The 20,831-nt window shown below is 68.8% G+C and carries 20 protein-coding genes and 1 pseudogene; 11 read left to right on the forward strand and 10 right to left on the reverse strand.

Annotation, left to right across the window (positions count from 1 at the left end; translation table 11 throughout):
* The 5 genes from ACWGJB_RS15905 (at position 1) to ACWGJB_RS15925 (ending at position 5,321) form a co-directional block, all read left to right on the forward strand.
* On the forward strand, positions 1–747 hold the full coding sequence (locus ACWGJB_RS15905) for an acetoacetate decarboxylase (RefSeq protein WP_453380749.1): 747 nt from the start codon (positions 1–3) through the stop codon (positions 745–747).
* On the forward strand, positions 744–1,712 hold the full coding sequence (locus ACWGJB_RS15910; protein ID WP_453380750.1) for a 3-hydroxyacyl-CoA dehydrogenase NAD-binding domain-containing protein: 969 nt from the start codon (positions 744–746) through the stop codon (positions 1,710–1,712). Before ACWGJB_RS15905 ends, ACWGJB_RS15910 begins: the two co-directional genes overlap by 4 nt.
* A 1-nt stretch (position 1,713) precedes the next feature.
* On the forward strand, positions 1,714–2,928 hold the full coding sequence (locus tag ACWGJB_RS15915) for an acyl-CoA dehydrogenase family protein (RefSeq protein WP_453380751.1): 1,215 nt from the start codon (positions 1,714–1,716) through the stop codon (positions 2,926–2,928).
* Positions 2,929–2,933: 5 nt separating this feature from the next.
* On the forward strand, positions 2,934–4,163 hold the full coding sequence (locus ACWGJB_RS15920) for a CaiB/BaiF CoA transferase family protein (RefSeq protein WP_453380752.1): 1,230 nt from the start codon (positions 2,934–2,936) through the stop codon (positions 4,161–4,163).
* Between the two features lie 486 nt (positions 4,164–4,649).
* The gene (locus ACWGJB_RS15925; protein ID WP_453380753.1) at positions 4,650–5,321 is read left to right on the forward strand and encodes an enoyl-CoA hydratase-related protein; all 672 of its coding nucleotides are present in this window, start codon (positions 4,650–4,652) and stop codon (positions 5,319–5,321) included.
* 257 nt (positions 5,322–5,578) lie between these two features.
* Here the strand turns inward: ACWGJB_RS15925 and ACWGJB_RS15930 are convergent, their stop codons facing one another.
* The 5 genes from ACWGJB_RS15930 to ACWGJB_RS15950 all read right to left on the reverse strand — a co-directional run bounded on the left by ACWGJB_RS15930 (position 5,579) and on the right by ACWGJB_RS15950 (position 11,821).
* Entirely contained in the window at positions 5,579–6,541 is a 963-nt protein-coding gene (locus tag ACWGJB_RS15930) for a phosphotriesterase family protein (RefSeq protein WP_453380754.1), read from the reverse strand.
* A 6-nt stretch (positions 6,542–6,547) separates the two neighbouring features.
* Positions 6,548–7,264 (reverse strand): SDR family oxidoreductase, encoded by a 717-nt coding sequence (locus ACWGJB_RS15935; RefSeq protein ID WP_453380755.1) that lies wholly within the window; start codon positions 7,262–7,264, stop codon positions 6,548–6,550.
* 140 nt (positions 7,265–7,404) lie between these two features.
* Positions 7,405–9,795, reverse strand: a complete 2,391-nt coding sequence (locus ACWGJB_RS15940) for an FAD-binding and (Fe-S)-binding domain-containing protein (protein ID WP_453380756.1) — start codon at positions 9,793–9,795, stop codon at positions 7,405–7,407.
* 289 nt (positions 9,796–10,084) lie between these two features.
* Complete coding sequence (locus ACWGJB_RS15945) at positions 10,085–10,924, reverse strand: enoyl-CoA hydratase/isomerase family protein (protein ID WP_453380757.1); 840 nt, start codon at positions 10,922–10,924, stop codon at positions 10,085–10,087.
* A 51-nt stretch (positions 10,925–10,975) separates the two neighbouring features.
* A complete protein-coding gene (locus tag ACWGJB_RS15950) occupies positions 10,976–11,821 on the reverse strand; it encodes a fumarylacetoacetate hydrolase family protein (protein ID WP_453380758.1) in 846 nt (281 codons plus the stop codon).
* Positions 11,822–11,836: 15 nt separating this feature from the next.
* Here ACWGJB_RS15950 and ACWGJB_RS15955 point away from each other — a divergent pair, with 15 nt between their 5' ends.
* Positions 11,837–12,103, forward strand: coding sequence for a hypothetical protein (locus ACWGJB_RS15955; RefSeq protein ID WP_453380759.1), 267 nt, complete (start codon positions 11,837–11,839; stop codon positions 12,101–12,103).
* Positions 12,104–12,366: 263 nt separating this feature from the next.
* On the opposite strand, the gene ACWGJB_RS15960 is transcribed toward ACWGJB_RS15955, so the two are convergent.
* Positions 12,367–13,287, reverse strand: a complete 921-nt coding sequence (locus ACWGJB_RS15960) for a LysR family transcriptional regulator (protein WP_453381005.1) — start codon at positions 13,285–13,287, stop codon at positions 12,367–12,369.
* 143 nt (positions 13,288–13,430) lie between these two features.
* Here ACWGJB_RS15960 and ACWGJB_RS15965 point away from each other — a divergent pair, with 143 nt between their 5' ends.
* The 5 genes from ACWGJB_RS15965 to ACWGJB_RS15985 all read left to right on the forward strand — a co-directional run bounded on the left by ACWGJB_RS15965 (position 13,431) and on the right by ACWGJB_RS15985 (position 17,759).
* On the forward strand, positions 13,431–13,508 hold the full coding sequence (locus ACWGJB_RS15965) for a putative leader peptide (RefSeq protein WP_350786652.1): 78 nt from the start codon (positions 13,431–13,433) through the stop codon (positions 13,506–13,508).
* A gap of 148 nt (positions 13,509–13,656) precedes the next feature.
* On the forward strand, positions 13,657–14,778 hold the full coding sequence (sfnG, locus tag ACWGJB_RS15970; RefSeq protein ID WP_453380760.1) for a dimethylsulfone monooxygenase SfnG: 1,122 nt from the start codon (positions 13,657–13,659) through the stop codon (positions 14,776–14,778).
* Positions 14,779–14,837: 59 nt separating this feature from the next.
* Positions 14,838–15,392, forward strand: coding sequence for an NADPH-dependent FMN reductase (gene ssuE / locus ACWGJB_RS15975; RefSeq protein WP_453380761.1), 555 nt, complete (start codon positions 14,838–14,840; stop codon positions 15,390–15,392).
* A gap of 4 nt (positions 15,393–15,396) precedes the next feature.
* Positions 15,397–16,581, forward strand: a complete 1,185-nt coding sequence (locus ACWGJB_RS15980) for an SfnB family sulfur acquisition oxidoreductase (RefSeq protein WP_453380762.1) — start codon at positions 15,397–15,399, stop codon at positions 16,579–16,581.
* 35 nt (positions 16,582–16,616) lie between these two features.
* Entirely contained in the window at positions 16,617–17,759 is a 1,143-nt protein-coding gene (locus ACWGJB_RS15985) for an LLM class flavin-dependent oxidoreductase (protein ID WP_453380763.1), read from the forward strand.
* Positions 17,760–17,792: 33 nt separating this feature from the next.
* On the opposite strand, the pseudogene ACWGJB_RS15990 reads toward ACWGJB_RS15985, so the two are convergent.
* From ACWGJB_RS15990 to ACWGJB_RS16005, 4 genes and pseudogenes are all read right to left on the reverse strand, one after another.
* A pseudogene (locus ACWGJB_RS15990) lies at positions 17,793–18,014 on the reverse strand (transposase); the annotation flags it as partial.
* Positions 18,015–18,056: 42 nt separating this feature from the next.
* Entirely contained in the window at positions 18,057–18,581 is a 525-nt protein-coding gene (locus tag ACWGJB_RS15995) for a GNAT family N-acetyltransferase (RefSeq protein ID WP_453380764.1), read from the reverse strand.
* Positions 18,582–18,726: 145 nt separating this feature from the next.
* Complete coding sequence (locus ACWGJB_RS16000) at positions 18,727–19,632, reverse strand: 3-hydroxyacyl-CoA dehydrogenase (protein ID WP_453380765.1); 906 nt, start codon at positions 19,630–19,632, stop codon at positions 18,727–18,729.
* Positions 19,632–20,621, reverse strand: a complete 990-nt coding sequence (locus tag ACWGJB_RS16005; RefSeq protein WP_453380766.1) for a 3-hydroxyacyl-CoA dehydrogenase NAD-binding domain-containing protein — start codon at positions 20,619–20,621, stop codon at positions 19,632–19,634. The genes ACWGJB_RS16000 and ACWGJB_RS16005 overlap by 1 nt, the downstream gene beginning before the upstream one ends.
* Between the last annotated feature and the right edge of the window lie 210 nt (positions 20,622–20,831).

Consider the following 20,831-nt stretch of genomic DNA (forward strand, 5'->3'; position numbering starts at 1 on the left):
ATGAGGATCGAAGACGTACGCCGTCACGCCACCACCCCGCTGACCCGCCCGGCGTTTCCCCGTTCCACCGCCTGGTTCACCGACCGCGAGTACCTCAACATCGTCTACCGCACCGACCCCGAGGCGCTGCGGGCCGTCGTTCCCGAGCCGCTGCGGATCGAGGAGCCCCTGGTCCGGTTCGAGATCATGAAGATGAACGACGTCACCGGGTTCGGCCCCTACACCGAAGGCGGCCAGGCGATCCAGGTCAGCTTCGAAGGCGAGCAGGGCGAGTACCTGCACGCGATGTACCTCGACAACTTCCCGGCGACCGCGGCCGGACGCGAGGTGAGCGCCTACCCGAAGGTGCTCGGCGCACCGAAGCTGTACGTCGACAACGACGTGCTGGTCGGCACCCTGGACTACGGAACGCTGCGGGTCGCCACCGCGACCATGGGCTACAAGCACCACGCGTTCGACACCTACGACGCCGAACAGCAGATCACGGTGCCGACCTTCATGCTCAAGGCCGTCCCCGGCTACGACGGCGCCCCGCGCGTCCTGGAGCTGGTCCGCACGCAGATCACCGACGTGGTCGTCAAGGCCGCCTACACCGGCCCGGCCAGGCTGCAGCTGTTCGAGCACGTCCTCGCCCCGCTGGCCGACCTGCCCGTCCTGGAGATCGTCTCCGCCAGCCACATCCTCACTGACCTGACGCTCGCCCCGGTCAAGCCGGTCTTCGACTACCTCGAGGGAGACGCGCGATGACGCACCCGTTCCGTACCGCCGCAGTGATCGGCGCGGGCACCATCGGACTCTCCTGGACGGCACTGTTCGCCGCGCACGGCCTGACCGTCCGGGTCAGCGATCCCCGCCCCGACCTGCCGGAAGCGGTCTCCGAGGCGCTCGCCGCGTTCGGTCCGCACCTGGCCGGCCAGGGCCTGGACACCGAAGACCTCGCCGACCGCGTCCACCTGGCCCCCGACGTCACCGAAGCCGTCCGGGACGCGGACATCGTCCAGGAGAACGGGCCCGAGCGCCTCGAGTTCAAGAAGGAGCTGTTCGCCCGGCTGGTCCGGGAGACCCCCGCACACGCACTGCTGCTGAGCTCGTCGTCGGCGATCCCGGCGACCGCTTTCACCACGGATCTCGAGGGCGCCGACCGTGTCCTCGTCGGACACCCCTTCAACCCGCCCCACCTGCTGCCGCTCGTCGAGGTCGTGCCCGGCGAACGCACCGGCGAGGAGGCCGTGCAGGCCGCGGTCGACTTCTACACCGCCGTCGGCCGCACCCCCGTCGTCGAACGCCGGGAGATGCCCGGCTTCGTGGGCAACCGCCTCCAGAGCGCGCTCAACCGCGAGGCCGTCCACCTCGTCCAGCAGGGCGTCGTGACCCCCGAGGACCTGGACACCGTCGTCACCCACTCGCTCGGCATCCGCTGGTCCACCGTCGGGCCGTTCCTCGGCTCGCACCTGGGCGGCGGCCCTGGCGGCTACCGCCACATGAGCGCGCACATCGGTGAGTCCATGCAGCGGCTGGTCCTCGGCCGACCCTCGCAGGACCCTGAGGACCGGGAGCGAGTCGTCCAGGCGGTGGAGCAGGCGTACGCCGCCACGCCGTACACCGACCTCGCCGAAGCCCGCGACCGCCGGCAACTCGCCGTCCTGTCCGCCCTGGAAGACATCCGCCGGAACGAGAACCAGCTCAAGAACCGCAACAAGAAGGAGAACTGAGATGACCACCACCGCCGCACCCGTTGCGCAGCTGGACGACCAGCTCACCGCCGACTTCTACCTGTACGAGTCGCTGCTGTCGGACGAGGAGCGCAAGATACTGCTCAAGGCCCGTACGTTCATGCGTGATGAGGTCAAGCCGCTGGTCAACGACGCCTGGAGCAAGGCCGAGCTGCCTCAGGAACTGATCGAGAAGTTCCGCGGCAGCGGACTGGTCGCCCTGGCCTACGAGGGCTACGGCGAGCACCAGCCGGCCGTCAGCCACCTGCTCAGCGGGATGCTCGCCATGGAGCTGGGCCGCGTCGACGCCTCGTGCGCCACCTTCTTCGGTGTCCACAACGGGCTGGGCTTCTACTCCATCTACTACGGCGGCGACCAGGAACAGCGCGACCGGTTCCTGCCCGCCATGGCCACGATGGAGAAGATCGGCGCGTTCGCCCTGACCGAACCCGACGGCGGATCCGACGTTTCAGGCGGCATGCGCACCACCGCCAGGCGCGAGGGCGACACCTGGATCCTCAACGGCGCGAAGAAGTGGATCGGCAACGCCACCTTCGCCGACTACGTGGTGGTCTTCGCGCGGGACGTGGAGGACAACAAGGTCAAGGCCTTCGTCGTCGAGAAGGGCACCCCTGGCTTCGAGCCGGTGAAGATCGAGGGCAAGATCGCGCTGCGGATCGTACAGAACGCCGAGATCACCCTGACCGGCGTCCGCGTGCCGGAGGCGAACCGGCTGCAGAACATGAAGGGCTTCCGGGACGTCGGCGAGGTCCTGCGCCAGACGCGCAGCGGCGTCGCCTGGCAGGCCCTGGGCGTCATGATCGGCGCCTACGAACTCGCACTCGACTACGCCAAGGGGCGCGTCGCCTTCGGCCGTCCGATCGCCAAGTTCCAGCTGGTCCAGGACCTGCTGGTCAAGTGCCTGGGCAACATCACCTCCTGCTGGGGCATGCTGGTGCAACTCGCCCGGCTGCAGGACCAGGGCATCTTCCGGGACGAACACTCCGCGCTCGCCAAGGAGTTCGTCGCGGCCCGGATGCGGGAGGTCGTCGCCTGGAGCCGCGAACTCTTCGGCGGCAACGGCATCGTCGTCGAGTACGACGTCGCCCGGTTCTTCTCCGACGCCGAGGCGCTCTACTCCTACGAGGGCACCCACCAGATGCAGACGCTCATCGTCGGCAAGTCCATCACCGGCCACAGCGCCTTCGTGGGGTGACGACCATGACCACCGAATCCGTCTTCACCGGCCTGAAGGTGCTCGACGCCTCGACCTTCATCGCGGCGCCCGCCGCGGCAACCATGCTCTCCGACTTCGGAGCGGACGTCATCAAGATCGAGCCGCCGGGGAGGGGCGACCCCCAGCGGCGGCTGAGCTTCGTGCCGCCCAGCCCCCGGGCCGAGGCCAACTACGGCTGGCACCTCGCCAACCGCAACAAGCGCGGCATGGTGCTCGACCTGAAGTCCCCGGCCACCACCGAGGTCCTCAAGCGGCTCGTCCAGTGGGCCGACGTGGTCATCACCAACTTCCCGCACGGCACGCGCGAGAAGCTGCACCTCGGCTACGAAGAGGTCGCGGGCTGGAACCCGCGGGTCGTCTACGCGGACATCACCGGCTTCGGGGATGCCGGTCCCGACGCCCGGCAGCCGGGCTTCGACCTGACCGCCTTCTGGTCACGCAGTGGCCTGCTGGCCTCCACCCGTGACGCGGGAGCCCCACCGACGGTGCCGGTCTGGGGCAGCGGCGACTACACGACGGCGGTCGCCATCTACGCGGCGATCACGACCGCCCTCTACCACCGCGAGCGGACCGGACAGGGGGCCAATGTCGGAACGTCGCTGCTCGCCACGGGCGTCTGGGCCACGGGAACACTGGTGGCCGGCGCCCTCGCCGGCGGCACGCCGTTCGAGCTGCACGACCGCAAGGCCCCCGTGAACGCACTGACCAACCCCTACCTGACCGCGGACGGCCGATGGATCATGCTGGCGACCTCGGCCGTGCACTGGCCGGCACTGGCGCGGGCCATCGGACGCCCGGAGCTGATCGAGGATCCCCGCTTCATGGATGTCGAGAGCGCCGGGAAGAACGCCGCCGCCCTCAGCGAACTGCTCGTCGCGGAGTTCCGCTCCCGGCCCTTCGCCGACTGGGAGGACGCCCTGGCCCGGGAGCGTGTCACCTACGGCCTCATCCAGACACCGGAAGAGGCCGCGCGGGACCCGCAGCTGCGCGCGAACGACATCGTCGTCCCGCTGGAAGGGGTCAGCGGACTGGAGTACACCGTCAGCAACCCGGTCAGCCTCCGCGGGGTGCCGAAGGTCCCGGCCAGGCGGGCCCCGGAGCTGGGTGAGCACAACGACGAGATCCTCGCCGAGCTGGGATTCGCTGCGGCCGACATCGCTCTGCTGCGGGCCAGCGGAGCGATCTCCGGCAGGCCGGAAGCGGAAGCCGCCTGACGAGCACGGCGCCCGCAGCGGCCGGTGTCACGCGCCACCAGCGCCGCGTTGGCCTGCCGGCGAACACCGGCAACCGCCCGGCGACCGGCCATGCCCCCCCGGCCGGGCGGCGCACGAGACCCGGCTGACCGACAAGGCCGGCAGGAAAAGCCAATGGCACCTTCCCGCACGATGAGGCGGCGAGGTGCCGTTGCCGTGTCCGGATGGGGCGGTTCGGGAAGCTGCTGCGGGTCGTGCGGGATCGAGGCGGGGACGGTCCCGGCGGCGGCCGGTCTTGCGTGGGCCGAGAGGGCGTCCTGGCCAACGACGAAGCCCCACCGTCGGTCGGCGAGGTGACCGCGGGTATGGGTTTGACTGCTGGGTTTGACTGCTGCGGTCATACCGGTGGAAGCGAGTCGGTAATTCCGTCCCGCGCGGGAAGCGCGCAGGGTGGAGTCATCGAGTCCGGCTTCGCCGCGAGGTCGGCACCACCCCCGGGAGCAGCGCATGCCCACCCTCCACCGTCAGGAAAACGTCTTCGTACTCGATCTCGGAGACGGTGAGAATCGCTTCCACCCCGACTGGCTCACCGCCGTCGACACCGCTCTGGACGAGGTCGACAAGGCAGACGGGCCACGGGCCCTGGTGACCGCCGCGACGGGCAAGTTCTACTCCAACGGCCTGGACCTGGAGTGGCTGAGCGCCCACCCCGACCAGCACGAGAGCTACACCACCTCCGTCCACAAGCTCTTCGCCCGCATGCTGTCTCTGCCGGTGATCACCGTGGCCGCCCTGCAGGGGCACACCTTCGCCGCCGGTGCGATGTTCTCCCTCGCGCACGACTTCCGAGTCATGCGCGCGGACCGCGGCTTCTGGTGTCTGCCCGAGGCCGACATCAAGATCCCCTTCACGCCCGGCATGTGCGCCCTGATCCGGTCCCGCCTGGCGCCGCAGACCGCGCACGAGGCCATGGTCACCGGTCGCCGCTACGGCGGGTCGGATGCCGCGGCCGTGGGCATCGTCGACCAGGCGGTCGCCGAGGATGCCGTGCGCTCCGCGGCCGTGGCGATCGCCGAGGCACAGCTGAGCAAGGCCGGCGACACCCTCGGCACCATCAAGGCACGCATGTACGCCTCGGTCCTGGCCACCCTGCCCCGCACGGACAGCCTGGCTGACTGACCCAGGGACTCCCACGAAGACCACCCCAGCGGCGTCTGCCGTGGCTCCGCGGCCACCGACCCTGTCGGCGCCTGCTCCACCTCATGCCGCGACAGATCCACACGCGCCCGGCCCACGTACCCCGTCACCGCAGCCTCGAACGCCCCGGCGGTCGCGCGCCGCCGGCGACGCTGAGCCCCGAACTCCTCGCCCCAGGGACCCGCGGGCTTCGCGCCCGTGACACCGCCGAGGTTCAACGAGCGGGCGCTGTTTCGGTCTCAGCGTTCGAAGTAGCGGCGGGGGTTGTGGATCAGCATGGTGTCGATCTGCTCCTCGGTGACCCCGCGTGCGCGCAGTGCCGGCAGCACGTCGTCACTGATGTGCGTGAAGACCCAGCGCGGGTTGGCCGCCTGGATACGATCCTCGGGCACCCAGTCCAGGTGGCAGGCGGCGTCGTGGGAGAGCACCAGGCGGTCCGTGTATCCGCGGGCCACCAGCGCAACCACCGTCTCCACTCGCTGCTCGAACGGCAGGGCGTCATCCAGGCCGAACCGGTCCATGCCCAGGAGCGAACCGGCGTCGGCGAGTGCGGTGAGGTAGTCCAGGTCGGTGGTGTCGCCGACGTGCCCGATCACCACCTTGGTCAGGTCCACGCCCTCCGCGGCGAGGAGCTTCTGGGCCACCAGACCCGACCGGTTCGCCACGCTGGTGTGTACGGTGATCGGCGCGCCGGTGATCCGGTGGGTGGCGGCAACGGCCTTCAGGACGCGCTCCACGTCGGGGGTCAGCCCTGGCCGGTCGATGGCGCACTTGAGGAAGGCCGCGCGGATGCCGGTTCCGCCGATGCCTTCCTCCAGGTCGGTACGGAACATCTCCAGCAGCGGCTCGGCACCGTCGATCCACCGTCCGGGGCCGTTGTACTGGAAGAAGAACGGCAGCTCGGTGTAGGTGTAGTAGCCGGTGGCGGGGACGATGTGGAGGTCGACCTGCTCGTTGACCCGGGCCACGCGTGGGAGGTAACGGCCGAGTCCGAGCACGGTGGGGTCCACGATCGTGTCGATCCCCCGGGATTTGAGGGCCCGCAGCTTGGCGACCGCATCCGCCACGCGCTCTTCCTCGTCCCACCGCTGCGGGTAGTTGCATCGCAACTCCTCGCTGAGTACGAAGACGTGCTCGTGCATGAGCACCCTGCCCAGCCGTGAGGAGTCCACCGGGCCGCGCACCGTGGGCACCACGCTCATCGCGAGTCACTCCTTGGGGAACTCCAGGTTCGGGTAGATCGCCGCCGGATCGCTCGACAGCAGGGCCTTGATCCGTCGGGTGGCGTCGTCGGCGAGGACTTCGTACGCCCCGGCCGCGACGCCGTCGAGGGCGAGGTCCACCACCTCGGCGGGGTCGCTCTTGGGCTGACCCTGCGTCCTCGCCGCCAGTTCGGTGTCCACGGCGCCGACGTGCAGCGCGGTGACGAGCGTTCCCTGTCGGTGGAGAGCGAGTCGCAGCGCGTTGGTGATCGACCATTCCGCGGCTTTGGACGCGTAGTAGCCGGCGCTCTCGGGATTGCTGACGCAGGAGCCCCTGGAGAGCACGTTGAGGATGGCCCCGCCTCCGCCTCGGGCAAGGACCGGTGCGAACGCGCGGCACATCTGCAGGGGTCCGAGCACGTTGGTCTCCAGCTGCCGGCGTACGTCCGCCAGGTCGCCGTCCAACACGTGGCTGTAGATCGCGATCCCGGCGTTGTTGACCAACAGCGTGACATCGGGGGCCTGTTCAGCCGCCGCCCGCACCGCCCGCGGGTCGGTGACGTCGAGCTCGATCGGCACCGCTTCCGGCGTGTGTACGGTGTCGGGGTCGCGGGCGGCGGCGTAGACCTTGGCCGCGCCCCGCCTCAGCAGCGCGGCAACGAACCGTTCCCCCAGGCCGCGGTTGCCTCCGGTGACCAGCGCCACCGCTCCCTCGATCCGCATGACGTGCTCCCTTCGTCGTCAGGTTGGGTGCAGGAGGGGTGGAGGCTCGGCCCGCTTCGAGCGGGGGTCGATACAGCGCAACTCGGCACCGTCGAGAACGTCTTCGATCAGAACGGTCGAGGTCGTTCAGGAATGCCTGCTCAGGAGGGTCTGGTGAGTTCTTCGAGGAGGAAAACGAAGGACTCGTACGGCCGCCCGGTAGCGTGTCGAAGACCCATTTCGCACGTGCGGTTCGCCGAGAGGTACGCCTGGGCCGGAGAGGCGTCGAGTCCGGCCTTCTCGTCCCGTGTCGCGGAGACCACCAACTCCGGGTGGAGCAGACCGCGGTCTCCCGCGGTACCGCAGCAGGTGGTGCCGACGGGCACCATGGCCGTGTCGGCCAGGAAGGACGCGATGGTCTGGAGGTCCCGGTTGAGTTTGAGGTGGGTCGTGGAACACGTCGGATGCAGTGCGACCGTCTGGAGCTTGCGGTTCACCGAGAGACGCGGAAGCAGGTCCCGGCACCAGACGATCGAGTCCTGGATGTTCATGGCCTCCATGTGAGCGCGCCGCGCGTCATCGACGTGCTGGGCGACATCATCGAGCAGCCCGTGGGTGCAGGACGCGGCATCGATCACGATCGGGAGCGAGCCGTGATCGCTCCACCGCCACAGGGCGTCGCAGATCGCCTCCGCCATCCACAGGTGTCCGTCGGTGAGACCCTTGCTCGCCCAGGGCGTCGAGCAGCACAGTCCGTGCACGTCGTCGGGTATCCACAGGGGCATGCCGGCGCGGGCGGAGAGCGTGACGAACGCCTCTGGGAGTGACGGCGTGGCCGGCTTGTCGGGGTCGCGCCCGAAGATGCGGTTGATGCAGGTCGGGAAGTACACCGCACGCGCGGACCGCCGTTCGGTATGCGGGAGGCGGGCGGGTGCCGGGCGCGGCATGGAACCCGGTACCGACGGGACGAGATCGCTGCTGGCGACGAATCGTGCCGCGTTGGTCAGCTCCGTGAGGACCTTCACGTCCATGCGGGACTGGACGCCGTGGACCGCCGACATCCCTGCGCGTGCCAGTCTTTCGACCTTGTCCCAGTGCTTGGCCGCCGCCAGCCCGGCGCGCTCACGGGAAGCGGTGGACTCGGCACGGCGGAATCCCTTCATCAGGTCCCCGGTGTTGATCTGCACGGGGCACGGGATGGCACACGTTCCATCGGCGGCGCACGTCTCTATGCCGTCGTATTCGTATTCGGCCTGCAGCCGTGCGAGCACCGGAGAACCCTCGGGTTGCCGGGCCATCTCCCGGCGGAGGGCGATCCGTTGCCGAGGGGTCGTCGTCACATTGCGACTGGGGCACACGGCCTCGCAGAACCCACACTCGATGCACAGGTTCGCTGCTTCTTCGATCTTGGGCGTGGATTTGAAACCCTTGAGGTGGATTTCCTCGTCGGCCGTCAGGATGACGTCCGGTCCGAGGATTCCGTGTGGATCGGCGAGACGCTTCAGCCGCCACATGATGTCGGTCGCTTTGGCGCCCCACTCCTGTTTGACGAAGGGCGCCATGTTGCGCCCGGTGCCGTGTTCGGCCTTGAGTGAGCCGTCGTACTTTCCGATGATCAGCTCGACCAGGTCGGACATGAATGCCCCGTAGCGCTCCTTGTCGGCTTCCTCGGTGAATACGGGAGTCAAGGTGAAGTGCAGGTTGCCGTAGGCGGCGTGGCCTGCGACCCCGGGGAGGAATCCGTGCTTGCCGAGCAGTTGTTGGAGGTCGTGGGCACCCTCGGCGATACGCGCGGGAGGGAAGCACACGTCTTCGTTGATGACTGCGCTTCCTTCCGGTCGCAGGTGACCGACGATGCCGAGCAGGCCCTCGCGCACCCGCCAGTTGCACTCGATGAGTTCCTCGTCCCGAGTGAATTCGATCGGATCCAGCAAGGTGGTGTCCGCGACAACTTCGCGGACCCGCTGCTCGGCGTCGTCGAGTGCATCGGCCTCGCCGCGGAACTCCACGAGGAGAGCAGCCGCCTTGGGATCGAGGGTGCGCCAGTAGGCGGGGGCGCCCTGGTATGCCTGCGCCGCCACGGTCAACGCGGGCGCCATCAGCAACTCCACCGCCTCCGCGCCCAGGCCGACCAGCGCGGGGACCAGACGTGCCGCCGCATCGATGGATTCGGTGGCGATCCACGTCACCGTGGTCAGCCCGGGGGCAGGGAGGGTGTCCAACACGACCTCGGCCATGAAGGCCAGGGTTCCTTCCGAACCGACGAGCAACCGACGGAAGATCTCCAGTGGCGTCTCTGCGTCGAGAAAGGCGTTGAGGGCGTATCCGGTGGTGTTGCGGATGGTGTATTTGTGCCTGATCCGCTCGACGAGTTCCTCATCGGCGAGTATTTCCGCACGCAGGGCCAGCAGACCGTCGGCCAATTTCGGCTCGGCTTTTCGGAACGCGGATTCGGCGTCGGGGGATTCAGTGTGGATCGTGGTTCCGGAGGGGAGCACGAAGGTGATCGCGGATACGCAGTGGTAGGCGTTCCTGGGCAGCGAGCACCGCATGCCTCCTGCGGAAGAAGCCGGTAGGGGCTCGCGTCGGAGGCATAGCGCGCCAGATCCGAGAGCCGGTGCAGGACTTGCTCGGAGCCCAGCAGTCCGGTGAGATCGCGGGCAAGGCCGGCCGGTGAGCCACCGAGGTGTTCGACGCCGACCGCATCGGGCTGCACCGGCCCGTCCGGACGTCCGATGCGGCCGGCCTCGGGGGTGAAGAGCTTTCTCATGCGACGGCCTCCAATGGCCCGGCGGGGCATTGCGGTGTCCGTGGCGGACCAGGGCAGGGTCCCCTTGTTGTTCAGGCGGACGGCGGGCCGGAGAGATTCGTCAGGAAGTTAACATCCAACTCGCCTTCAAATTTTTCGGCGCCGGCCTTCATTGCTTCCTTGATGCGCGCCTTCGTCACGTCGCTGGCGACACTCAGATCGGACTCGTGGGCCTCCACCAGAAGCCCCTCAGGAAGCGAACCGTATACTCCGGCATCCACGGCCGCCTTGGCGTGTGCAATGGCATGCGGAGGAAAGGTTGCGATACGGCGAGCCAACCTCTCGACAAAAGGCGTCAGCTCGTCCGCCGGCAGTGCCCGATTGATATAGCCGTAGAGTTCTGCCACGTCTGCCGGGATGTCATCGCACCCCAGGAGCACCTCCAAGGCGCGCCCCCTCCCCATGAGCAGCGGCAGTCTCTGCGTGGAACCGCCGCCCGGAACGAGGCCCATCGCTACTTCCGGTTGGCCGAAGATCGCCTTGCCGAGGGCTGCGAAACGCATGTCCATGGCCAGCGCGATCTCACTGCCTCCGCCCCTGGCCCGGCCCTCGATCTTTGCGATGCTCACCTTGGGCATGTTCCGGAACCGTTCGCCGATCACCTGCGTGAGACGAAAGCTGGGCGTATGGGAAACGGTGGACGGAGCCGCTCCAACCCGGCCCAGGCCGGAGTGCGCCATGAAGAATTCGGGAATCGCGCTCTGCAGGACCACGACCCGGACGCTCTCATCCGCCTCGAGTTCCCTGCCGAGCCTGTCGAACTCCGGTGAAAGAAATTCGTCAAGGAGATTTATCGGCGGGTAATCGAGGGTGACGAATGCCACCCCGGAATTAAACTCGAACCGGAAATATCTGTAATCCGAGTATGCCATGGGCCCTGCCCCTTTCGGGATGATGGCCGATAGCGGATCGCCGCTCCCGGTTCAGGCGCTCACGAAACGCTGGCGAAGCTCGCCGATGCCGGTTACATAACTGATCAGCTCCTCGCCCGGCTGCAGCCAGCGCGGCGGGTTGCGGCCGATGCCGACGCCGGCCGGGGTGCCGGTGAAGATCACGTCACCGGGCAGCAGCGCCAGGGTCGCTGACAGGCCCTCGATCAGCTGGGGAACCGAGAAGATCAGGTTGCTGGTGCGGGAGTGCTGCACGGTCTCACCGTCGATGGCGCAGCCGAGCTCGAGGTCGTCCGGGTTCTCGAACTCGTCCACGGTAACCACCCACGGCCCGATCGGGGCGAACCCGGGCAACGACTTGCCCAGGCTGAACTGCGGCGCGGGGCCCTCGATCTGCCGGATCCGTTCGGAGAGGTCCTGGCCAGCGGCCAGCCCGGCCACGTAGGACCACGCGTCGGCGGCGGACACCCGCTCGGCGCGTCGGCCGATCACCGCGACCAACTCCACCTCCCAGTCGGTGTGGCCGCCCTCGGGCAACGTCACCGTGGTGAACGGTCCGCTGATCGATGTGCGGAACTTGGTGAACACCGGTGGGAACTTGTCCGGAGTGTCCAGCTTGGTCTCTTCGGCGTGCTCGCGGTAGTTCACGCCGATGCCGAACAACTGGGGCGGCGCCGGGGTCGGCGACCCAAGATCGGCGGGATCGAAGGTGGACGCGCCGCTCAGCTGGGTGTCCCTGCCCCAGTCCAGGAAGTCTTCCCAAACGTGGTAGACCGCCTGCGGCTCAGGTCCGAACCTGCCGTTACTGGCCTTCTCGACATCGACCACACCCTGCTCGGTGAACAGAGCCAGTCGGCCGGAGAGGTTTCCGATACGCACTGCCGCTCCCTGGACATGGACGAGTTGACCTGGATGAGCGCCCGAAACGATCACTCAGGCTGGACGGCCGAAGCGATCCCCGTAGCGGCTGTGCACCACCCGCGCACTGATCCAGAGCGTCAGGACAGCGCACGGATGCCGCTGCCGGCCGACGCGATCGACGGCACGATCGCCACCCCGGGGGCCGACCTGTTCCTGGTGACCGTCCCTACCTGCCAGACGGGGGCTGAACTGGGCATTTATGGGGCTGGAGGCCCAATGAAATCGGTTATCTCTGCGTAATCCACGGTAAAACGGTCGACCGGAGGCAGCCACCCAGTCCTCAACCCACGGGCATCTGCATGGACCGGATACCTCAGGTCGAACTCGTCGGACCCGTTGCTTCCAGATCTCGATCGCCTCCCCGGCCGGGCACGTGGGTCAGCAGGCAGGGGAGAGACGGACCGCAATGACGGGGAGATCCCGGTGCTTGGGATGCCAGGTGCACCACTTCCATGTGTGCGGTCGGGACGGGTGGGTGTCGGCACATGCCAGGAAGAGGCAGGTCAGGGTCGCCGCGCGACCGTCCCGCCCAGGTCGCGGGCCCGGTGCACGAACGTCTCCAGCAGGTCCCGCGCCGCCTGCGGCACCGCCTCGGCCCGTCGGCGCTGGAGCGTCAGCACCACCTCCGTGGCGTCCCCGGCCAGCGGCCGGTACACGATCGTCCCGGCGCGCTCCAGCGGGTCCCCGACCACACTGAAGTCCGGCAGCACCGTTGCCCCGAGCCCCTCCGCGACCATCAGCTTCCCCATCTCGGCACCGTCGGTGGAGTACGAGAAGACGGGGGTACGGTCCGCCAGCAGCCGGTGCACATAGCGGTGCATCACATAGCCCGTGCGCATGGCGATCAGCCCCACGGCGAGCAGGTCGTCGACCGACACCTCGGTCCGGCCGGCGAGCGGGCTGTCCGGCCGTACGCACACCACCGGACGGCCGCGCAGCAGCTCGGTGGCCTCGAAGCCGGCGGGTACGTCGTCGCCGTCGAGGTGGTTCACCAGTCCCAGGTCGAGACCGCCCTCGGCGAGGCCCCGGTGGATCTCCGTCTGCTGTGCGCCCACCACCTCGACCTGGGTGAGCGGATGCGTGGCCCGGAAGTCCCGCAGCACCGGGATGAGCAGGGGCACGGTCGCCGCGTTGACCGTGCCGACGCGCACCATACGGCTGATGCGGTGCTGCTCGCCCGCCGCCACCCGCAGCCGGTCCACCGCCTCCAGCACCTCGACGATGCGCGGCATCAGCTCCTGTCCGGCCGCGCTCATGGTCGCCCCGGTGCGCTTGCGCTCCAGCAGGTCGACGCCCAGCTCCCGTTCCAGGTTCCGGACGGTCTCGCTCAACGCGGGCTGCGACAGACGCAGTTCGTCGGCCGCCCGGCGCAGTGAGCCGAGCCGGGTCACGGCCGCTATGTATTCCAGCTGTTCGGTCCGCACCCCGGCAGAATGCGTCGCCATTCGGCGCGTGTTCAAGGGTTTCCCTGTCACATGTTCGTGAAATTCAATGGTCCGCGATACGAGACCGGTCGGGTTTTCCTTGACGGCTCTCGGAGCCGGCTGCCACCATCGACGGCATGAAGATGCGACTGGACCTCACGCGGCGACGCCACGTCGACCTCGCGCGCGTCTCCAGCGCCTCCTGTTGCGCCGCGGCCTGATCACCGGCCCACGATCCGCCGCACCCGCCTTTCCGCGCCCTTCCGCCTGAATTCACCGTGCCTGCGCACCGATCGCATCGATCGTATTGATCGCATGGTGCGCCCTTTGAATTCCGGTGTGCCCGAAAACTCGCAACAGGAGTTCCGCATGCCCGCCGCGCCCTTGAAATTCGCCTACTGGGTCCCCAATGTCAGCGGAGGACTCGTCACCAGCAAGATCGAGCAGCGCACCGACTGGGGGTACGACTACAACCGAGAACTCGCCGTGCTCGCCGAGAACAACGGCTTCGACTACGCGCTCAGCCAGGTCCGCTACATGGCCAGTTACGGCGCCGAGTACCAGCACGAGTCGACCGCCTTCAGCCTCGCGCTGCTGCTCGCCACCGAGCGCCTGAAAGTGATCGCCGCCGTCCACCCCGGTCTGTGGCATCCGGGCGTGCTCGCCAAGTTCGGCGCCACCGCCGATCACCTCTCGAACGGCCGGTTCGCCGTGAACGTCGTGTCGGGCTGGTTCAAGGGGGAGTTCACCGCACTCGGCGAGCCCTGGCTGGAGCACGACGAGCGCTACCGCCGAGCCGAGGAGTTCATCCGCGCCCTGCGTCAGATCTGGACCGAGGACCACACCGAACTCGCCGGCGACTTCTACCGGTTGCGGGACTTCTCCCTCAAGCCCAAGCCGCTCAACACCTCCGAGCGCCCGCACCCCGAGATCTTCCAGGGCGGGAACTCCACCGCCGCGCGCACCATGGCCGGCCGCGTCTCCGACTGGTACTTCTCCAACGGCAAGGACTTCGACGGGGTGACCGAGCAGATCAACGACGTCCGCAAGTCCGCCACCGAAGCCGGCCGTACGGCACCGGGGTTCGGCCTCAACGGCTTCCTCATCGCCCGCGACACCGAGGCCGAGGCCCGCGACACCCTCCGCGAGGTCATCGCCAAGGCCGACAGCGAGGCCGTCGAGGGCTTCGGAGCGGCCGTGAAACAGGCCGGCCAGTCCAGCGCGGACGGCAAGGGCATGTGGCAGGACTCCACCTTCGAGGACCTCGTCCAGTACAACGACGGTTTCCGTACCGGGCTGATCGGCACCCCCGAGCAGATCGCCGAGCGCATCGTCGCCTACAAGCAGCTCGGCGTCGACCTCTTTCTGCTCGGCTTCCTGCACTACCACGAGGAGGTCGAGTACTTCGGCAAGCGCGTGCTGCCCCTGGTCCGCGAACTGGAGGCCGGACTCCCGGACCGCGCGCCCGAGCCCGCCCCGGCCCACGCCTGACCGTCCCCCGCCGGGCGCCCGTCCCGTACGGGTTCCCGGGCTCCCAGAAAGAGGCACTCATGGCCACCGTCCTCTCCGTCTCCGGCAGCCCCTCCGCCTCCTCGCGCACCGCCCGGCTGCTGCGCCATCTGGACCAGCGGCTGATCGCCCACGGGCACGAGGTGATCCCGCTCGACATCCGCACCGTCCCCGCCGAGGCCCTGCTCGGCGCGGACTTCCGGCACCCGGCGATCGTCGAGGCGACCGAGCTGTTCGCCCGGGCCGACGGAGTGGTCGTCGGCACCCCGGTCTACAAGGCGTCGTACTCCGGTGTGCTCAAGGCCCTGCTGGACCTGCTCCCGCAGTACGCGCTCACCGGCAAGACCGTGCTGCCCCTGGCCACCGGCGGTTCCACAGCGCATGTCCTCGCCATCGACTACGCGCTCCGCCCGGTGCTCAGCTCCATGGGCGCCGCCCATATAGTCCAGGGCTGGTTCACCCTCGACAAGGACATCACCGTACGCGAGGACGGCACGCTTGCCCTCGCACCGGCCGTCAGCGAGGCGCTCCACCCGATCGTGGACCAGTTCTCGGCCGCGCTCGGCCGGCGGCCCGTTCTCGCCGCGGCGGGCTGAACCGATGACCGCACATGTCATCACCGACGAGGCGGAGGCCCTCGCCGTGGCGGCGGCTCTGGCCGAGGAGTTCCGGGCCGGGGCGGCCGAGCGGGACGCCGAACGCCGGCTGCCCCGCGCCGAGCTGGACCGGCTGTCGGCCTCGGGCCTGCTGGCTGTGACCGTCCCCGCCGAGTACGGGGGAGCGGACGTCGGCGCGCTGACCCTCGCCGAGATCTTCCGGCTGCTCGGCTCGGCCGACGCGAGCCTCGCCCAGATTCCGCAGAGCCACTTCGTGTACGTCAATGTGATACTCCGTCAGGGAACCGAGGAACAGCGGAAGTTCTTCTTCGCCGAGCTGCTCGCGGGCGGCCGGCTCGGGAACGCGCAGTCCGAGGCGGGCACCAAGCACGTTCAGGACATCCGGACCCGGCTGGAACGCACGGAAGACGGCTCCTATGTGCTGCAGGGCGTCAAGCACTACTCCACCGGCGCCCTCTTCGCCGACTGGATCCCCGTCCTCGCCCGCGCGGAGGACGACAACCTGCATGTCGCGTACGTCCCCCGGGACGCGCCCGGCCTCACCGTCGTCGACGACTGGGACGGCATGGGGCAGCGTACGACCGCCAGCGGGACGGTCCGGCTGGACGGCGTTCCGGTGCCCGCCGACCGGGTGCTGCCCCACCACCTGACCTTCCAGGGTCCGCAACTCCACGGGGCGGTGGCACAGTTGCTGCACGCCGCCATCGACGTGGGGATCGCCGGGGCCGCGGTGGCCGAGGCGGCGGAGTTCGTGCGCACCAAGAGCCGGCCCTGGTTCGAGAGCGGCGTGGAGACCGCCGCCGAGGACCCGTTGCTGATCCAGCGGTTCGGTGAAATCGCCCTCCTGACAAGGGCGTCCGAGGCGCTGCTGCGGGAGGGAGCCCGCGCCGTGGACGCGGCGGCCGTCCGGCTCACCGACGAGTCGGCCGCCGAGGCGTCCATCGCCGTGGCCGCCGCGAAGGTGCAGGCGGCCGAGGCGGCCGTGGCCGTCGCCGGGGCGCTCTTCGAGGTGTCCGGGACCCGCTCCGCGCTCAACTCCCTGAATCTGCACCGGTACTGGCGGGACGCCCGCACCCACACCCTGCACGATCCGCCGCGCTGGAAGATCCAGCACATCGGCCGGTACGTGCTCAGCGGCACCCTGCCGCCCCGCCACGGCCTGCTGTGACGCCCCAGGGCCCCCTCTCGATCGGAGAAACCCTCGTGTCCCTCACCTTTCACTGGTTCCTGCCCACCAACGGGGACAGCCGCCATGTCGTCGGCGGCGGTCACGGCACCCCGGCGACGGCCTCCGGCCGGGACCGGCCGCCGACGGTCGCCTATCTGAGCCAGATCGCCAAGGCCGCGGAGGACCTCGGCTTCGTGGGGGCGCTCACCCCCACCGGCGCGTGGTGCGAGGACGCCTGGCTGACCACGGCCATGGTCAGCCAGCACACCGAACGGCTGAAGTTCCTGGTCGCCTTCCGGCCGGGCTTCGTCTCGCCCACGCTCGCCGCGCAGATGGCGTCCACGTTCCAGCGGCAGACCGGGGGACGGCTGCTGCTCAACGTGGTGACCGGGGGCGAGAGCCACGAGCAGCGGGCCTACGGAGACTTCCTCGACAAGGACGCGCGGTACCGCCGTACCGGAGAATTCCTTGAGGTCGTACGGAAGTTGTGGGAGGGCAAGACCGTCGACCTGGAAGGCGAGCACCTTCGGGTCGAGGACGCGAAGCTGGCCCGGGTGCCGGACCCGGTTCCCGAGGTGTACTTCGGGGGGTCCTCACCGGTCGCCGGGGAGGTCGCGGCCCGGTACGTGGACGTATACCTCACCTGGGGCGAACCGCCGGCGCAGGTCGCCGAGAAGATCGCCTGGATCCGCAAGCTGGCGGCGGAGCAGGGGCGCACCCTGCGGTTCGGGATCCGGCTGCACGTCATCACCCGGGACACCTCGGAGCAGGCCTGGGCCGAGGCGAACCGGCTGCTCGACGGGTTCGACCCGGAGACCGTACGGTCGGTGCAGACCGGGCTCGCGCGCAGCGAGTCCGCGGGGCAGCAGCGGATGCTGGCGCTGCACGGCGGCCGACGGGACGCGCTGGAGATCCATCCCAACCTCTGGGCGGGCATCGGGCTGGTGCGCGGCGGCGCGGGCACCGCCCTGGTCGGCTCGCACGAGGAGGTCGCCGCGCGCATCAAGGAGTACGCGGCCCTCGGCATCGACGAGTTCGTGCTGTCCGGGTATCCGCATCTGGAGGAGGCGTACTGGTTCGGGGAGGGGGTGCTGCCCCGCCTGGCCGCGGAGGGGCTGTGGCGCCATCCCTCCGGGAGGAGCGACGCCCCGTCGGCCCAGGTGCCGTTCGCGTCCTGACGGTCCGCAGGGTTGGGTGAGGATGCGCTTCCAGGTGCCGTTGCGTTGCCAGCGCCGGAACAGGCCGTAGGCCGTCTCCCGCTCGCCGTAGCGGGCGGGCACATCGCGCCAGGGGGCACCGGGCCGGGCCCGCCACCGTATGCCGTTGATCAGCTGCCGTCTGGACCAAACCGGCGGCCGTCCCGGCTTCTTACCCACCGGCAATAACGGCTCCAGTCCGGCCCACTGCTCATCCGTCAAATCTCCGCGACCCACGAGTGGATCATGGCAGATCTTGATCCACCTCTAAACCGGGGCTCAGCAGAGCTCGCCCGCCAGCAGCCCCATCGTGAACATGTCGTACCACTTGCCGTCACGGCGGAAGACCTGACGAAGACGGCCCTCCTCAACGAAGCCGACCTTCTCGTAGACCCTGCGCGCGGCATGGTTCTCGGTAACCACGGTCAGCGTCACCTTGTGGAGGCGCATGTCCTCAAAGCCGTAGCGGCAGATCGTCCGCACCGCATCGGTGGCGTATCCGCGGCCCCAATACGCCTTCTCGCCCAGGTAGATATCGAGTTTCGCGATGCCCTTCTCCGGGTCCGCGTCGTTCAGCATGACCAGGCCGATGAGCTGGCCGTCGGCCAGCGCCTCAATGCCAAGGAGCAAGTCGCCATAGGCGTTGCGGGGGCGCTCCTCCAGCCACTTGCGGACGCGCTCCACCGGCTGGGCGTACGTGTCGTCCATCCACTGCATGACCTGAGGGTCGTGGTTCCAGCGCCACAGCGCGTCGCCGTCCGCGGGACCCATCGCCCGCAGTTTCACCAGTTCTCCAAGCGCCATGCTCACCGACCCCTTGTGCGTCTCGTGATCATCTTACGAATCACGAAGTGGTACCACGGTCGGGATCGCACGCTCAATCGGTTTCGGCGGTGCCGAAACCAGGTCCGGAGCATGTTCGGGAGGAAGCGCCGGCTGTAAAACACGCCTAGGTGTTCAGCATGGCGCGGGCGATGCCCGTCAGGTTGCCCTGCGCGGCGAGGATCTCCTTCCGGTCCGATCCGTCGAGACCCGCCGCGTAGACGCTCCCGGCCAGATCGGTCACATACATGTGGTCGCCGTCGGGGTCGAGGGCGATGCCGATGCCTTCCATGAGGTGGGTCAGAAGGATCTCGGACGTCCACTGACCGTCCGGCGGATCGAGCGGGGAACGGTTGACGGTGTTGCCCTTCGGCGGGTCCCCGCGGTCCGTCCAGTACAACGTCCGCTCATTGAGGTCGACTTCGAGGTCGATGGGTTCGGGCAGTTCCTCGAACAGCACCTCGATGTCGGTGCGCCTGGCCGCCGTCTCCCCGACGGGCACGGCGAGTCCGGCCCGCAGGATCCTGCCGAGTCCCGCGTCGCTGGGGCCCTTCTGGGACCAGTAGAGGTTTCCGCCGACGGGATCGACGGTGACGCCCACGCACCACTTGGTCTCGTCGCGGCTGTCCTCATCGCCCTGCCCGGTCTGTACGAGGGTCTCGATGTTCGAGCCGTCGAGGTCGCAGCGCATGACCCGCATGCCCTCGCGGTCACCCCAGTACAGCTTCCGGTCCGTGGCCTCCAGGTGGAGCTGTTTCGGCGTGTGCGTGGCGCCCTCAGGGACGATCGTCGTCCGGTTGCCGCCGTCCAGGTCCACGCGCTCGATCGAGCCGTCGTTCTCCGACGGCACACCCATGTTCGTCCAGTAGATGTGCCCCGCCGACATGTCGACGGCCACTCCGTCGGGGATCCGGCACCCGCTGACGAGAACCTGCTTGTCGGAGCCGTCGGGGTTCACGGAGAACAGCCGGCCGCCGCCGCTCGCCTCCAGCACGAACAGCCTTTCCTGGTCGCCCCTCACGTTCCCGCCCATCACGTTCCCTCCTTCGCGTCCGCAGTGGCCGCCGTGCCGGTCGGACCGGACGGGTCGTGCTGCGCGCGCACGGCCAGCAGGGCCGAGAGCATGGCGTCACGCCGGGCGGCCAGGTCGTCGACCGAGTGGCCGTCCGCCTCCTTGAGGACACCGCTCACGATGGTCTCCTGGAGTTCGGGCGTGAACTCGGGGTTGCCCAACTTCTTCCAGGACTCGACCATCACCGGCATGAGGGTCTCCATGAAGTGCTGGATGCCGCCCTCGCCGCCCCCGAGGTGCCACAGCAGATGGGGACCCATGACGCCCCAGCGCAGCCCCGGCCCCCAGGACACCGCGTCGTCGGAGTCCGCCACGTCGAGCACGCCCTCCTGCACCAGGTACACGACCTCCCGGTACAGCGCGGCCTGGATGCGGTTGGCGACGTGTCCGGGCAACTCCTTCTTCAGATGGATCGGTTTCTTGCCGATCGAGGCGTAGAAATCCATGGCGTACCGGACCGTCTCCGGAGCGGTCCGCGTGCCGCCGACGACCTCGACCAGCGGCACGACGTGCGGGGGGTTGAAGGGGTGACCGATGACGGTCCGTTCCGGATGCCGGCACTCGGCCTGCATGACGCTCATCGTGATCGTCGACGAACTCGACGCGATGACGGCGTCCGGGGGTGCGGTGGCGTCGATGTCGGCGAACAGCTTGACCTTGAGCTCCGGGCGTTCGGGGGCGTTCTCCTGCACGAAGTCGGCGTCCGAGACGGCCTGACGCATGTCCGCGGTGAAACCGAGGCGTTCGGGCGAGGCGCCGGGCGCGAGTCCGATCGAGGCGGCCGTGTCCCACGCGCCTTCCACGTACGACCGCAGGGCCGCCTCCGCGGTCGGGGCCGGGTCGGTCGCCGTGACGTCGAAACCACGGACGAGATAGTGCGTCGCCCAGCTCGCACCGATCGTCCCGGTCCCGACGATCGCCACACGGTGGACGGGCCTGTGCGTTGCCATGAGTGATCACTGCTCCTGACGGTCCGAGAAGGGCGGTGTGCCTGGGGCAACCCTCGACCGACCGGAGGGCCGGCACATCGGGCCGCGCGCCCAGGATTCCGACGCTTCCTTGGTACCGCGGCACATGGGGTGTTCCGCGTTGGTACACGGACACCAAATCGGTGGACAACGTGGTGTTCCGCGCCCAGTGGCTGTGCCTGCGCTCCCTCC

It is taken from the genome of Streptomyces sp. NPDC054813 (assembly GCF_053611365.1).